Source organism: Acinetobacter sp. RG5 (genome assembly GCF_031844265.1).
Taxonomy (GTDB): Bacteria; Pseudomonadota; Gammaproteobacteria; order Pseudomonadales; family Moraxellaceae; genus Acinetobacter.
This window is the reverse complement of the sequence record NZ_JAUZUV010000012.1, coordinates 41855-57903: the sequence shown is the minus strand read 5'-3', so window position 1 is coordinate 57903 and position 16049 is coordinate 41855. Positions and strand designations below refer to the sequence as shown.

Here is a 16049-nt window from a genome sequence, read left to right as displayed (position 1 = left end):
AACTTATGGACGTTTAGTTAAAACTTCGTCCACAAGACCGTATTCTTTCGCTTGCTGAGCAGTCATAAAGTTGTCACGGTCTGTATCACGTGCAACTTTCTCGTAATCCTGACCGCTGTGTTCAGCCATTAAACGGTTTAAACGTTCTTTAATAAACAGGATTTCACGTGCATGAATTTCAATATCTGAAGCCTGACCACGGAAACCACCCAATGGCTGGTGAATCATGACACGGGCATTTTCAAGGCAATAACGCTTGCCTTTGGTACCGGCATTCAGCAGGAACGCACCCATTGATGCTGCCTGACCCATGCAGTACGTTACGACATCAGGTTTGATAAACTGCATGGTGTCATAAATCGCCATACCCGCAGTTACCGAACCGCCTGGTGAATTGATATATAGATGAATATCTTTATCTGGATTTTCCGCCTCTAAAAACAACATTTGCGCAACGATCAGGTTCGCCATGTTGTCTTCAACTTCGCCCGTCATAAAAATTACACGTTCACGCAAAAGGCGTGAATAAATATCAAAAGAACGCTCACCACGAGAGGATTGTTCTACCACCATTGGCACTAAAGCGTTTTCAATCGTTGGAACATACATACGTTTATTTATTCCTAAATTTTTTGTGACCTAACCCATAATCACAATATGAGGGATAATCACTGAAATTGCAAAAAATTCGCCAACAAATCCATTATATTTTTTGCATTAGTTTTGTGAAAAACAGAAATGCTTTTTTCAGGCATAAATATGAAAAAAAGGCGCATTAAGCGCCTTTTTTATCGAAAGCTAAATTAGCCTTGTTGACGAGCTTGCTGCTCTTTCAATAAGTCTTCATAGCTTACAGTCGCATCAGTTACTTTAGCAGAAGCCAAAATGTAATCAACAACTTGGTCTTCTAGTACAACTGCTTCGATTTGGGCACGTTGTTGCGCATCATTTTTGAAGTATTCAATTACTTCGTTTGGATCTTCATAAGAAGAAGCCATGTCTTCGATGTACGCTTCAACGCGTGCAGCATCTACTTCAATTTTCGCATCAGCTAAAACACGACTTACAAGTACGCCAAGTTTTACAGATTTTTCAGCTTGTTCTTTGAACAATTCGTCTGGAAGCATGCTTGAATCAAATGCTTTCGCACCTTGAGCACCAAACTGCTGTGTGAACTGCTGGATCATTTGTTGACGTTGACGGTCAATTTCTTGAGCAAGCATAGCAGCTGGAAGTTCAACTTCGTTTGCAGCTACAAGTGCATCGAAAGTCGCGCCTTTAACCTGGTTGCGAAGGCCATTCTTCACTTCACGTTCCATGTTTTTACGAACGTCAGCTTTTAACTTCTCAACGCCTTCTTCTTCAGATACACCGAAGATTTTCAGGAATTCAGCATCGATTTCTGGAAGTTTTTGCTTTTCAACAAGCTTCACAGTGATTTTGAATTGAGCTTGTTTACCAGCAAGGTTTTCAGCTTGGTAGTCTTCAGGGAAAGTTACATCAATCACTTTCTCTTCGCCTTTCTTCATACCAACGATACCGTCTTCGAAGCCAGGGATCATACGACCAGAACCAAGTACTAGTTTGAAGTCTTCTGCAGAACCGCCTTCAAATTTTTCGCCGTCGATTGAACCTTCAAAATCAAAAGTTACTTGCATGTCTTTTTTAGCCATGCCTTTTGTTTCAGCCCAAGCAGCACGTTGTTTTTGAAGATTTTCAATCATCTTCTCAACGTCTTTGTCATTTACTTCAGCTGCTTTACGCTCAACTTCCAAACCGTCGAATTTCACTTCGATTTCTGGATAAACTTCAACAGTCGCTGTATATACCAGCGCGTCGTCTTTCATTTCAGTTTTTTCGATGTTTGGCATGCCCACAGCATTGATTTTTTCTTGCTGGATCGCTTCGAAAACTGTGTCACGAATAATATCGTTTACTACTTCTTGGTAGATACCCGCGCCGTATTCACGACGAACTACGTTTACAGGCACTTTACCTGGACGGAAGCCGTTGATCTTCGCAGTTTTAGCAGTGCGCTTTAAACGAGCTTCAAATTGCTCATTAATACGGCTCGTCGGTACAGAAACATTTAAACGACGGGCAACGCCCGAAACCGCTTCAGAAGTTACTTGCATGGCTTCCTCTATATATTAGGTTATAACAGGTTTATAAAAATGTGCCACATTATATGACAACATTTAAGGATATACAAAAAATACGCGCGAGTTCCAGTTTTTAAGCCCTTTTTTCACTTGAATTGCCACCTTTCCAGATACCTACTCAACCCAATTTAAATAGAGAAAATGTATATTTTTATTGCAAATGATAAATACTATCATTAATATCCAGTTTCTTATTTGAGCAACAATACTAATTTATTCTTCGGTTCGGGAATCTGGTCATGCATAGTTTTAGTCTTCGTCCACTTACATTGGCAATTCTTGGGGTTACAGCAACATCTACTTTTGCAGAGACTGTGAACGAGACAGCGACTCCTACAACAACACATCAAATGTCTACGATTGTGGTTTCAGCGGCGGGTTTTGAACAAGATATTAAAAATGCGCCTGCTTCAATTAGTGTAGTAACCGCAGAAGAATTAAAGAAAAAAGGTATTACCAGTATTGCAGATGCGCTCAGTGAAGTACCAGGTGTCGACGTACGAAATGGCCAAGGCAAAACTGGTGGTTTAAATATCCAAATGCGTGGTCTGAATCAATCTTACACTCTTATTTTGATCGATGGTCAGCGTCAGAATACTTCTGGTTCAATTGGTCCAAATGGTTTTGGTGAATTTAGTACAAGCTTTATGCCACCATTAGCTTCTATTGAACGTATTGAAGTCATTCGTGGTCCTATGTCTACCCTTTATGGTTCTGATGCCATGGGCGGTATCATTAATATTATTACCAAGAAAGTTGCATCAGAATGGAATGGTAACGTTTCTGTTGAACAGAATATTCAAGAAAATTCTGATATTGGTAATAACTGGAAAACCAGTGCAGTTGTTAATGGTCCAGTGATTCAAGATAAACTTGGTATACAAGTACGTGGCGAGTTTTTCCACCGCGATCAATCAGATCGACTTGTTACCCCCGCAAAAACTATTGATGAAGGTAGCCAAGGTCGTGACCCACGTACAGTAGAAGCAAATAATTATGCTGTGGGTACAAAACTTACGCTAAATGTAAATGATAATGTCTCTACTTGGGTAGACTTTGATCATGCTAAACAACGTTTTGATAATAGTGATGCCCGTTTAGGTGAACTTTACGAATTCAACCGTACGACAGGTTTACCATCAGGAATTGGTTCATATAAAGACGAGATCAAATTCTTAAGAGATCGTATTTCTGCAGGTGTAGATGCTGAGCTTAGCTTAGGTCAATGGAAAACATTTGCAAACTATGTTTCTTCTGAACAAGAAGGCCGTCGTCTTCCAAAAGGAAATGTACCTGAATACAATTATTATTCAGATGGTACACAAGATCGTATTTTAGAAAATAAAGACCTAACCGTTGATTCTCGTATTATTTCAACACTTGGCAACCATAAACTTACAGCTGGTGTTGAATATAAAGATGGTGAAACCATCGATAACTCAGCAGGTAATGGAGTTGCTTTTAAACAAGATTCTTGGTCTGTGTTCGCTGAGGATGAATGGAATCTAACGGATTCTCTTGCATTCACTTTCGGTGGTCGCTACGAAGACCATAGTGCTTTTGGTGGTCACTTTACACCTCGCGCATATTTAGTTTGGAACACCAATGATCAGTTGATTTTAAAAGGTGGTATAAGTACTGGCTATAAAGTTCCAACAGCGAATGACCTTCATAATGGAATCAATGGTTTTAGCTCACAAGGCCGAAACGTGAATTTGGGCAACCCAGATCTTAAGCCTGAAGAAACCACAAACTATGAACTTGGTTTCGTTTACGACAACTTGTCTAATTTCTCTTTAGCTACCACTGCGTTCTTTACTCAGTTTAAAGATATTATCATCAGTGATGCACGCGTCGTTGAAAACTGTTTATGGGCAGGTCGCCCAACAGGACAAGCACCTGCAAACAACTGCATGACTGTAGGCAGTTTTGATAATCAGCAAAACTTTAGCTTTAAAGGCAATGCAGGCGAAGCTGAAAGCTACGGTGTGGAACTTAGTGCTAAATATGAAATTTCTCCAAGCTTTGATGTAAAAGCAAACTATACTTGGTTAGAGTCTGAAATTACCGAAGGTGAAAATAAAGGTAATCCTATTGAAAATACACCTCGTCACGCTTTGAACTTCACAGGAACTTGGTATGTGAATGATAAGTTCACTACCTGGTTAGAAGCTGAATATAAATCTGACCGTGTACGTTTCATAGATCCTGATTTAAGCGATGTCAATGTAAGTCGTGAAATTGATGCTGTCGGCAATAAGTTAAAAGCCTATGAGCTATTTAATTTAGGTGCATCTTATAAAGTCAACAATCAAGTTACTGTTTCAGGTCGTGTGAATAACTTATTGAACAAAGACTTTGGCGACTATAAGTCATTTATTAATAGTGATAACGAAGTTGAAAATGCTTTCCTATATACTAAAACGACGAGTGGTTTAGCGGGTACTTATATTCCAGACCGTAACTACTGGCTATCTGTTTCATATGACTTCTAATATTTAAGTGAAAGTTATTTAAAACCCTGCCCTGGCAGGGTTTTTTATTATCGCTAGATTAGTACTCCACGAAAAATCCCTAATTTATGTCCCTTTATAGACATCATTATTCTCAATAAAAATTTAATAATCAGATTAATTTTTCAATATTTATTAAAATCAAAAACTTAAGTAGATATTGTTATATCATTACATTTAAAAACTCATTTAATATTTTCTTAAAGATCATGAATTCCCATGATAAAAAGATAAAAATAAAAACAAGAATCATTATTATTCGCATACATTTTTAGCATTCATTTATTAGGTTTAACATGACCTTCATTAAAACACGTAAAAAAATCGTTTCCTCTGCAATTGTTTCATCTTTATCAATGGTAGCTGCATCTGCGATGGCAGAAGAACAGGTGATCCAGTTAGAGACTATTCATCAAGAAGTCAAAGCTGAACAAACACCCAGCTTAAAAGTAGATCAATCTGCGAATAGCAAATTTGTTGCGCCTTTACTCGACACCCCCAAGTCAGTTTCAGTGATTTCAAAACAGCTGATTGCCGATACACAAGTGACGACTTTAGCTGATGCACTGCGTACAGTTCCGGGGATTACCTTGGGTGCAGGTGAAGGTGGTAATCCGAATGGTGACCGTCCATTTATTCGTGGTTATAACTCTGAAAGTTCGATGTATGTAGACGGCGTTCGTAATGCCACCTCACAAAACCGTGAAATGTTTGCGGTAGAACAAGTTGAAGTGACCAAAGGTTCTGCTTCTGCCATGGGCGGTGCAGGCACCACTGGCGGTAGCATTAACATGATTTCTAAAGTCGCTAAAGCAGGCGATTTTCTAGAAGGTTCGGTCGCTGGCGGCACAGATAATTATCAACGTATTACTTTAGATGGTAACAAAGACTTTGGTAATGGTATTGCGGCACGTGTGGCAGTCATGGGGCATCAAAATGAAAAAGCCGGCCAGAAAGACGGTGCAGAATATAAACGTGCCGGTATTGCACCGAGTATTAGCTTTGGTCTGGACACCCCTACCCGTGGGACTCTAAGTTATTACTACTTAAAAACCGATGACACACCAGATTCAGGTATTCCCTATAATAACCCATTTGGTGCTCCAAGAACTGCAACAGCAACAGACTATCGTCCATTAAATGGCAACGGCAAGCCAATTGACGTTAAACAAGGTCAATACTATGGCTGGAAAGATCGTGATTTCCAGAAACAGGAAAATCAGATTGGAACAATTAAATTAGAACATGATTTAACTGATAACTTAACAATTAGTAATACTGCTGTGTATGGCAACTCTAAAAATGATTACCTTTGGACCAATCCAGATGATTCTCAGGGTAACTTTTACAACAAAGCAGGTTTTACAAGTGAATTAACAGGAAATGTCTGGGCGCGTGCCAACTCACGTGTGGCAAATACTGATGCTTTTACCGACCAACTTGCTTTAACCGGTAAATTTAATACCGGTATGCTTAAACATAGTTTTAATCTGGGTGCCGAATATTCAGACCAAGAAACTGACCGTACCCAATACATTATCGATGGTGTTAACGCTACAGGTAATGTACACAATGCCTGTAACGCTGGTGATATTACTTCAGGCTGGTGTACTTCGGTACAAAACCCAAACCGTGGGCCATGGACAGGTACATTAAGTACCAATGGTGCTGACCAGTACAATATTCAAAGCAAATCAAAGTCTGTTTATTTCCTGGATAGTATTGAATTCACCCCTCAATGGCTCTTAGATTTAGGCATACGTTGGGATAATTACTCAACTGAGCAAACCATGACTTATGGTGCACGAAATAATGCAGTTACTGGTGCAAACAATACACCGATTACAGCAAGTGCTGGCGATCAAGTGACAATTAAAAATGATAAAGATTTCATCAACTATCAAGCCGGTCTTACTTTTAAACCGGTTGAAAATGGCAGCATCTATGCAAGTTATGCGACTTCGTCTAATCCAGTCGGTGTAGATGGTGGCGATGGTTCTGAAGGGATTACTGCTGCAATAAATAATCTTAAACCTGAAGAAGTCCGGACCATGGAGTTAGGAACTAAATGGGATGTCTTGAATGATAAGCTCAACCTGACTGCAGCTATTTTCCGCACGGAAAAAACCAATACTCGTGCGACCGGAGATGATGGCACCACAAGTAATATTGGTGAAACTCGTGTCGATGGTATTGAGCTAGGCGTAAACGGTAATATCACGGATAAATGGGCAGTTTCTGCTGGTTATACTTATTTAGACAGTGAGTTAGTTGATGGTGGTTATGAAAATATTGGCACTACAGCAGCTCCAATCTACATTTCCAATAGAAGTAATGGTAATCAGGTTCAAAACGTCGCGAAAAACAGTGCAACCCTTTGGACTACTTATGCAGTAACTCCTGCTTTAACCCTAGGTGCTGGTGCCGTCGCAATGGACAAAGTCTATGGCAATGCTACTAATACCAAGTTTGTACCAGGCTATGTTCGCTATGATGCCATGGCACGGTATAACGTGAATGAAAACGTTGATTTACAATTAAACGTCAACAACCTGTCTGATGAACGTTACTTCACAAAAGCCTATTCATCTCACTATGCGACCGAAGCAGAAGGCCGTAGCGCAGTGCTGGCAGTCAACTTTAAATATTAATTCAATGCAACCGCATAGCCTCCTGATGGGGGCTATGTTATTTTTAAAAGACGATTATTCAGGGGTTTCCAGTGCTGCATCATATTCCAAATGTACTGAGCAAAGAACAGGTGCAATATTTCCGTGAGGAGATGAATAAGATTGAGTGGGTCAACGGCAAGGTTACCGCGGGTACACTCTCTGCAACGGTGAAACAGAATCAGCAATTACCTGAAGATCATTCCCTGACCCAGCATTTAAGCACAATCATTCTTGAGTCTCTGGGACAGCATGCTTTATTTTTATCAGCGGCGATTCCACTGGATATTATTCCTCCCCTGTTTAACCGCTATGAAAATAATGAATCTTTCGGCTTTCATGTCGACAATTCGATTCGTCGTATTCGCGGCAGCAATGAACGCCTTAGAACGGATTTATCCTGTACGGTTTTCTTGAGTGAACCTGAAGAGTATATCGGTGGTGAACTGGTGGTCGAAGACACTTACGGTTATCACGAAGTAAAATTACCTGCCGGCGATATGATTTTGTATCCATCCACCAGCCTGCATGAAGTCACGCCCATCACTGCCGGTTGTCGAATTGCTTCATTTTTTTGGGTACAAAGCATGATCCGTGATGATGCAGAGCGGCATATGCTGTTTAATCTGGATCAGAGTATTCAAAACTTGAGAATGCAGCTGGGTGATCAGCATGCAGAAGTTATGAAACTGACCAACCTGTATCATAATTTAATGCGTAAATGGGCTGAACTTTAAAAGAGGCTCTGTCTTCAATGATCTTTAAGAACAACTGGATCTATTGTTTATCAAAATATACTGCGTTGTGGCACAATTGAACGTAATAAATAACGCATTATGTCCAAATCAAGAAAATATAAAATACGATATTTAAAATAAGTGAAAATATTTTTCAATACTTAAACTTTATAAGAAAATCTTTATTACCATACGACTAAAATCCATAAAAATAGCAAAAACTTTTCGGGATAAGTGGATTAAACTTTAAATTATAAGTAAGGCATTTAGTGCATTTGGTAGAGCTAAACCACCAATATTTAGACCATATTTCAGGTTTGAACCAGACTGTCACTAAAACCCAATGAATAGACAAAATCTATGCCGCTGACCCACGCACCGCTTTAACCAAGATTACGGTACCCAAGTTAGCATAAGGAGCTCTCTCATGATGTTGGCTGATCCAAGTAAAAAATACCGTCGCATGTATCAACGTGTGGACTTACCAGACCGTCAATGGCCGAACAATGAAATCAACAAAGCGCCAATCTGGATGAGTACTGACCTGCGTGACGGTAACCAAGCGATCTTTGAGCCAATGAACATGGAGCAGAAATTCAAGATGTTCCAGATGTTGGTGAAAATCGGTTTCAAACATATTGAAATCGGCTTCCCGTCAGCATCGCAAATTGACTTCGATTTCACCCGTAAATTGATTGAAGAAGGTCATATTCCGGATGACGTTTATATCGAGGTCTTGGTTCAGGCACGTGATCATTTGATTCAACGTACCTTTGAATCTTTACAAGGTGCGAAACGTGCCATTGTACATATCTATAATTCTAACTCGCCGACATTCCGCAACAAAGTCTTGAATGTTGATGTTGAAGGTGCAAAACAGTTAGCGATCAATGCTGCACAGAAAGTAAAAGAATATGCCGCAAAACAGCCGGAAACTGAATTCGTATTTCAGTACAGTCCGGAATGTTTTACTGCAACCGAATTAGAAGTCGCGAAAGATGTCTGTGATGCTGTGACTGAAATCTGGGAAGCATCACCGACCAATAAAGTGATCTTAAACTTGCCTGCAACGGTAGAAGTTTCAGGTCCACACATCTATGCCGATCAAATCGAATGGATGCACCGCAACATCCAGCGTCGTGATGGCGTGATCATTTCTGTGCATTGTCACAATGACCGTGGTTGTGGCATTGCCGCTTCAGAATTGGCGATTATGGCCGGTGCTGACCGTGTTGAAGGCTGTGTCTTCGGAAATGGTGAACGTACCGGTAACGTCGACGTGGCTGCGATTGCCTTGAACATGTATACCCAGGGTGTAGCACCGAATTTAGATTTCTCCAACATCAATGAAATCATTGCGACTGTGGAAGAATGTACCGGTTTACCTGTGCACCCGCGTCATCCTTATGCCGGTGATTTGGTGTTTACTGCATTCTCGGGTTCGCATCAGGATGCCATTAAAAAAGGTTTCGAGTTCCAGAAGAACGAAGAAATCTGGGATATGCCGTACTTACCAATCGACCCGAAAGATTTGGGCCGTGACTATGACGCAGTAATTCGTGTCAATTCACAATCAGGTAAAGGTGGTATTGCCTACTTGTTAGAATCGAACTACAACGTGATCTTGCCGCGTCGTTTACAGATTGAATTCTCTCAGATCGTACAAAAACGTACCGATGAGCAAGGCACTGAAATCAGTGCGACTGAAATCTGGAAGTTGTTCAAGGAAACTTATGTGGATGCTAAAAACGTTCACTATTCTGCGAAAAACTATAAATTGTCGGATGACAATGGCAATCAGGTGATTGAGCTTGATCTTGAAATTGATGGCCAGTCACGTCGTGTTCGCGGTGAAGGCAATGGTCCAATTTCTGCGATTTTGGATGCACTTCATTTGCCGATTGACGTGGTGAACTATGAAGAGCGCAGCATCAGTTCAGGTGCTCATGCCAAAGCCTTGGCCTTGATCGAACTTCAAGTGAAAGGTACTGGTAAATCTGCCTTTGGTGCCGGGGTACATGACAACATCGTGACCTCTTCTATCGAAGCAATTATTGCCTCGACCAACCGTCTGATTGATCAGGGTGTTTTAAGCACTGATCAGGTGATTGCTGCTGCGGTCTAAACGGCGGTATTAGAATTTGCGATAATTCATAGCACTAAAATGACTTTAGAAGGATACCGGCAAATGGTATCCTTTTATTATTCATACTAAAGATTTAAGGTGAATCCTCCCCGTGTCTTTTCCAGCTGACTCAGTGGGCATTATTGTCCCACAAAAGTTCCAATTTGAAGAGCCGTTAGAGCTTGAATGCGGTCGCATCCTCCCACGTTTTGAACTGATGGTTGAAACTTATGGCGAACTCAATGCCGATAAGTCCAATGCCATTCTGATTTGTCATGCCCTTTCCGGTCATCACCATGCTGCTGGCTATCATCATGAAGATGATAAAAAAGCCGGCTGGTGGGATTCATGTATTGGTCCCGGCAAAGCTATTGATACGTCAAAATTCTTTGTGGTTTCACTGAATAATATTGGTGGCTGTAGCGGCTCTACCGGCCCAACCTCACCCAATCCTGAAAATGATAATCGTCCGTATGGTCCTGATTTTCCACTGGTTACAGTTCGCGACTGGGTCAAAACCCAAGCCCTGCTCTCTGATCGTTTAGGAATTGATACCTGGGATGCCATCATTGGCGGTTCACTGGGTGGCATGCAGGCATTGCAATGGTCAGTGGATTATCCAAACCGTTTAAGAAAATGCGTGATTATTGCCAGCGCTCCAAAGCTTTCTGCACAGAATATTGCCTTTAACGAAGTGGCACGTCAGTCGATTTTGTCAGACCCGGATTTCCATAATGGTCGTTATCTGGAAAATGACAGCTATCCAAAACGTGGTCTGATTCTGGCGCGTATGGTCGGTCATATTACTTACCTGTCCGAAGAAGCCATGAAACAGAAATTTGGCCGCGATTTGAAATCAGGCAAATTTATGTATGGTTTCGATGTCGAATTCCAGGTCGAAAGCTATTTACGTTATCAGGGTGAGCAGTTCAGCCGTAACTTCGATGCCAATACCTATCTGATCATGACCAAAGCGCTGGATTACTTTGATCCGTCGCGTGAATATGAACAGTCGCTCAAAAAAGCCATGGCCAATACCCAGTGCAAATTCCTGGTGGTGTCATTCACGACTGACTGGCGTTTTACTCCTGCCCGCTCACAGGAAATCGTGGATGCTTTAATTAGCAACCATAAACCTGTGAGCTATCTGGATATTGATGCCGAACAGGGTCATGACTCTTTCCTGTTCCCTATTCCGCTCTATGTAAAATCTTTGCGTGCATTCCTGGGTGGTGAAGAACACCTGAAAGCAACACCGAAGGAGACCATATAATGCGTATCGATCAACAACTCGCTGAAAAGTGGATTAAGCCCGGTTCTAGCGTACTTGACCTCGGTTGTGGCGATGGTGAACTGCTGGCACAAATGAGTAAAAAGCACGATATTCGTGCATACGGATTAGAAATTGATCAGGAAAAGATTGCAATTGCAGTCAGTCGCGGGTTAAATATCATCCAGCAAGACTTAAACCTTGGTTTAAGCCGTTTTGCCGACCAGTCTTTTGACAATGTGGTCATGGCACAAGCTTTGCAAGCTGTAGATGCACCTGACGTATTGTTACGTGATATGGTGCGTGTAGGGAAACAGGCCATTATTACCTTTCCGAACTTTGCGCACTGGAAGACCCGGTCTTTCTTGGCAATCAAAGGGAGAATGCCGGTTTCTGAAGCCTTGCCGTATATGTGGTATAACACCCCGAATATCCACTTATGTACATTTCGTGATTTTGAAGCACTTTGTGCGGAAAATAACATCAAAATTATTAATCGACTCGCTGTGAACGGGAATCAAGAAGATAGTTTGCTGAGCAAGCATCTCCCTAATCTATTTGGTGAAGTCGCAATTTATCGAGTGAGCGCGCTATGAAAAAATTATTATTAAGTACGACGCTACTGGCGGGACTTTTTGGCATGCAAGCCCATGCAGATTATGTTGCACCGAGTCCTTCTGTTGCCAGTCAAGCGGCTCAGTATTCCATCATGGATATCAACAGTCTGACCAAAGCAGCGAAAGCTGGTCAGGCCGGCGCACAGTTTTATCTGGCCACCAAATACCAGTATGGTAAAGACATTCAAAAAGATGAACGACAGGCCTTTGCCTGGTATAAAGCTGCTGCGGATCAAGGTCTGGCAGTTGCCCAGCTGAATGTCGGCCGTATGCTGGCAGATGGTATTGGCACCAGAAAAGATGAAGCGCTGGCGCGTCAGTATTTTGAAAAAGCGGCCAGCCGTGGCGATAACCGTGCCAGCTTTAATCTGGCAATGATGGAAGAGAAAAAGAAAAACTATATGGGCGCTTACCAGTGGTATGAACTGTCTACCCGTGATGGCATGCTCGACAATAAAGTGATTACGCTGTCGGAAGGCAGAAAAACTGCCTTGGCAGCGAACTTAACCCAAGAGCAGATCCGTCAGGCGCGTGATCGTGCCGACAGATGGATTCAGGCACAATAAAGCTGAATGGTATAAATAGCACCTTCGGGTGCTTTTTTATTGCCTACAAACCCGCAATGGCAGTTAAAATAGTACTCATTCTTTATCTAATAATGAGTTTTTGACATGGCTGCAACTGACTGGTTATCCCAAGGCACACTGGTATTGGCGAGTAATAACAAAGGTAAAATTGCCGAGTTTGAAAAACTGTTTGCCGAGCTGCAACTGCCGGTTGAAGTCGTGGCTCAAGGCAAGTTGAATATCGAAGATGCGATCGAAGATGGTCTAAGCTTTGTCGAAAATGCCATTATTAAGGCTCGTCATGCTGCTAAAATTTCCGGAAAACCTGCTATTGCAGATGATTCAGGCATTTGTGTGCCGATTCTTGGAGGCGTTCCCGGCATTTACTCGGCTCGTTATGCCGGCGAGCATGGCAACGATGCCGCTAATAATGAAAAACTGCTGGCCGATCTCAAACCCTTACGCCAAGAGGGTGAAGCGATTGAAGGCATGTTTGTTTGTGTACTGGCTCTGGTCCAACATGCCGAAGATCCCTTACCGCAAGTCTTTCAGGGTATCTGGCACGGGGAAATTCTGGAAGCTGCACGTGGTGAAAATGGTTTTGGCTATGACCCGTTGTTCTGGTTACCGGAACTAGGGATTTCCAGTGCAGAAATGAGCAAGGAAGAAAAGAATAAAATCAGTCATCGTGGTCAGGCGATGCAGTTGTTTAAAGCGAGTTTGGCAAAGTAAGTTTTTGATCTCCTCCCTTTAGTAAAAGGGAGGTTGGGAGGGATTTAAACATTAGTGAATCCCCCTAAATCCCCCTTTTACAAAGGGGGACCTTACAACTCTTTCTAGCCTTCTCTCCAAGAAAGGAAACTTTATAGCGTAGGCATCAACGCATGCACCACTGCCCCATATAAAGCAATCAAGATCGCACTGGCCAAAGTTCCCGAGGCAATATATTTGGCGGAATGGCCCGTTCCCTGATAATGGGTTTCCAGTGCCACAATATTGGCTGCAGGCGGCAATAAAAAGAACATCAGCATTACCGCATAAGTCAGCGTCTGCTGTGGAATCGGCAAATAAAAATAAGCTGCGCCACACAGTAAAACAGCAAATAGCCCACGACAAAAAATAAGTTGCAGACTGCGCATTAAATCGAAGCGGCTGATCCGCACATTGCTTAGCCACATCCCCAGTACACACATACCACTAAAAGTCACCAGCACTTTATTGGCTTGATACAGTATCTCGACCCAAGCCACTTGTTGCCAGTGATTCAAATCCCAAAATGACAATAAAGCTGCCATCGACAAAGCGACCACCGGAGGTGAGAACAACACATTTTTTAAAATATAGCTGCTATCTTGTCTGGCTTCACTGACTGCCATCACCGCACAGACATTGCCAAACAAAGAACCACCGATGTACAGCGCCACCACAGTACTGGTCGCTTGCGGGCCAAAAACTGCCAGTGCAAAAGGAATTCCCAGCCATGCCCCATTTAAATAGCTCAGGCATAAGGCACGCAGTTTATTTTTCAGGGTGAAATAAAATAGGGCAAAGAACACACAGGAACAGAAAAAGCTAAAGGCAATTAACCACAAACTGCCCTCTTGGTAAAATACCATATTGTAGATAATGAGTACCGGAATCAGGATCCGTGCCAGTAAAGCAGCCAAAAAAGGTCGAATCGGTTTTAAAAATTGCACCCCCCAATAACCAATTAGAAAAGACAGGAGGGGAAGAATCAAGGCCATGACAATACTGCTGAGATTTCCATATCAGGCTGTATGCTAACACAGCATACTTTTCATTGAATTATGAAATTTTTTATATGAGTGATTCATTCCCCTGTTGCCGTGTCGGCAAACTGTCATCAAAGCGTCACCGCGCTGTCATACAAGCCTGCTGAGATAGGTGCATGAAATATAGAGGATAAAATAATGGCAGGATTATCAATTTGGCATGTGCTGATTTTCGCAATTGTGGTGATTTTATTGTTCGGTACATCGAAACTTAAAAATTTGGGTAAAGACGTCGGCGGCGCGATTAAAGACTTTAAAAAATCAGTAAAGGATGAAGAGGCTGAACAGGCCAAGCTTGCAGAGCCACGCACCATTGATGCCCAGGTCAAAACGCCTGAACATTCGGTTAAAAGTTAAGAGTTCGCTATGCTCAATATTGGAATGACCGAGCTGCTGATTTTCGGGATTATTGCGCTTTTGGTTCTTGGGCCAGATAAGCTTCCGGAAGCAGTCCGTTTTGTCGGAACATGGTACGGTAAGATCAAGCGTATGGTGAGCAATGTTCAGAATGATCTTGATCGTGAATTGCGCCTGTCCGAGCTACGTGAACAGATGCAGGCTGAAATGCAACGGATTCAGGAACTGGAAGCCAAGATGCAGGCACAAATGACAGATTTGCAGCAACCGATGGCAACCGATGAAGTAAAAATAAAATCGCAAGCTGTTCAGCCCTTGCTCAGCTATCAGCCGGTGATACAGCCTGTATCCCCCGTGTATTTACCTCAGCCCGCAAAAACTCAAGCAGTGATTCTGGAACAACGCTATACAGAAATGAAGGTGGCCGTATGACCTCTTTACCGACCACACCAGCCTCAAATGATGCTGCAGCGCTGAACCTTGAACAGATGCCGATTACCCAGCATTTGATCATCTTAAGAAAGCATTTGTTTAAAGTCGTTGCTGTCCTGATTGGCCTGTTTTTCTGTTTGCTGCCCTTTGCCAATCAGACTTATCAATGGTTGTCTGAACCATTGCGTGCACAGCTACCTGCCAGCTCGACCATGATTGCTACGGATGTCACTGCAACCTTCATGGCACCCTTTAAGCTGAACTTCTTTGTCGCGCTGATGATCGCGATGCCGTTTATCCTATATCAGCTTTGGACCTTTATTAAGCCTGCACTATATGCCAAAGAAAAGAGCCTGGCCTTGCCGCTTCTGATCGGTAGTATCGTGCTGTTTTATACTGGCATCAGCTTTGCCTACTTTGTGGCATTACCCTCGATTCTGCATTTTTTTATCAGTGTTTCGCCTGAAACCGTAGCCCCGATGACCGACATCAACAGTTATCTCAGCTTCTGTTTAAAGCTGTTTCTGGTCTTTGGTTTTACCTTTGAAATTCCTATTATTACCTTGGTTCTGATCTTGATTGGTGCAGTTTCGACACAGACTCTGATCGAGAAACGGCGCTTTATTATTGTGGGTTGCTTCTTTGTAGCAATGTTTGTGACGCCCCCGGATGCCCTGTCGATGATCATGCTGGCTGTCCCGATGTGGCTGCTGTTTGAACTGGGTTTACTGGCAGGGAAACTGATTGAAAAACGTCGGTTAAAGACTGAATAACAATAACCCTCCAAAACAAAAAAAATATCAACTTA

General features: G+C 42.3%; 14 protein-coding genes. 11 read left to right on the top strand and 3 right to left on the bottom strand.

All coding sequences use genetic code 11. The annotated features are described in order from the left end of the window. Positions 1-3: 3 nt before the first annotated feature. The gene (clpP, locus tag Q9R21_RS10990; protein WP_004647427.1) at positions 4-609 is read right to left on the bottom strand and encodes an ATP-dependent Clp endopeptidase proteolytic subunit ClpP; all 606 of its coding nucleotides are present in this window, start codon (positions 607-609) and stop codon (positions 4-6) included. Positions 610-803: 194 nt separating this feature from the next. Then, positions 804-2135, bottom strand: a complete 1332-nt coding sequence (gene tig, locus Q9R21_RS10985) for a trigger factor (RefSeq protein WP_004647426.1) — start codon at positions 2133-2135, stop codon at positions 804-806. A gap of 266 nt (positions 2136-2401) precedes the next feature. Between tig and Q9R21_RS10980 the strand changes: the two genes are divergently transcribed. The 8 genes from Q9R21_RS10980 to rdgB all read left to right on the top strand — a co-directional run bounded on the left by Q9R21_RS10980 (position 2402) and on the right by rdgB (position 13391). Continuing rightward, positions 2402-4657: a TonB-dependent receptor domain-containing protein gene (locus Q9R21_RS10980; protein ID WP_311204472.1), complete on the top strand. Its 2256-nt coding sequence runs from the start codon at positions 2402-2404 to the stop codon at positions 4655-4657. Positions 4658-4971: 314 nt separating this feature from the next. After that, the gene (locus Q9R21_RS10975) at positions 4972-7326 is read left to right on the top strand and encodes a TonB-dependent siderophore receptor (RefSeq protein ID WP_311204471.1); all 2355 of its coding nucleotides are present in this window, start codon (positions 4972-4974) and stop codon (positions 7324-7326) included. 71 nt (positions 7327-7397) lie between these two features. Next, entirely contained in the window at positions 7398-8081 is a 684-nt protein-coding gene (locus Q9R21_RS10970) for a Fe2+-dependent dioxygenase (protein ID WP_222111913.1), read from the top strand. A 427-nt stretch (positions 8082-8508) separates the two neighbouring features. Further along, on the top strand, positions 8509-10206 hold the full coding sequence (gene leuA, locus Q9R21_RS10965; protein WP_044111891.1) for a 2-isopropylmalate synthase: 1698 nt from the start codon (positions 8509-8511) through the stop codon (positions 10204-10206). Between the two features lie 112 nt (positions 10207-10318). After that, positions 10319-11479, top strand: a complete 1161-nt coding sequence (locus Q9R21_RS10960; RefSeq protein WP_195725171.1) for a homoserine O-acetyltransferase — start codon at positions 10319-10321, stop codon at positions 11477-11479. Further along, positions 11479-12072, top strand: coding sequence for a methionine biosynthesis protein MetW (gene metW, locus Q9R21_RS10955; RefSeq protein WP_004278415.1), 594 nt, complete (start codon positions 11479-11481; stop codon positions 12070-12072). The genes Q9R21_RS10960 and metW overlap by 1 nt, the downstream gene beginning before the upstream one ends. Further along, the gene (locus Q9R21_RS10950; RefSeq protein WP_004647420.1) at positions 12069-12659 is read left to right on the top strand and encodes a tetratricopeptide repeat protein; all 591 of its coding nucleotides are present in this window, start codon (positions 12069-12071) and stop codon (positions 12657-12659) included. The genes metW and Q9R21_RS10950 overlap by 4 nt, the downstream gene beginning before the upstream one ends. Before the next feature lie 105 nt (positions 12660-12764). Next, a complete protein-coding gene (gene rdgB / locus Q9R21_RS10945) occupies positions 12765-13391 on the top strand; it encodes an RdgB/HAM1 family non-canonical purine NTP pyrophosphatase (protein WP_311204470.1) in 627 nt (208 codons plus the stop codon). Between the two features lie 131 nt (positions 13392-13522). On the opposite strand, the gene Q9R21_RS10940 is transcribed toward rdgB, so the two are convergent. Continuing rightward, the gene (locus Q9R21_RS10940; protein ID WP_311204469.1) at positions 13523-14404 is read right to left on the bottom strand and encodes a permease; all 882 of its coding nucleotides are present in this window, start codon (positions 14402-14404) and stop codon (positions 13523-13525) included. A 186-nt stretch (positions 14405-14590) separates the two neighbouring features. On the opposite strand from Q9R21_RS10940, the gene tatA reads away from it, so the two are divergent. From tatA to tatC, 3 genes are read left to right on the top strand one after another with little or no spacing between them, the layout of a single operon-like run. Then, on the top strand, positions 14591-14809 hold the full coding sequence (gene tatA / locus Q9R21_RS10935; protein WP_004729524.1) for a Sec-independent protein translocase subunit TatA: 219 nt from the start codon (positions 14591-14593) through the stop codon (positions 14807-14809). 9 nt (positions 14810-14818) lie between these two features. Next, a complete protein-coding gene (gene tatB, locus Q9R21_RS10930) occupies positions 14819-15241 on the top strand; it encodes a Sec-independent protein translocase protein TatB (protein ID WP_311204468.1) in 423 nt (140 codons plus the stop codon). Next, positions 15238-16014, top strand: a complete 777-nt coding sequence (gene tatC / locus Q9R21_RS10925) for a twin-arginine translocase subunit TatC (protein WP_004729521.1) — start codon at positions 15238-15240, stop codon at positions 16012-16014. Before tatB ends, tatC begins: the two co-directional genes overlap by 4 nt. Positions 16015-16049 lie beyond the last annotated feature (35 nt).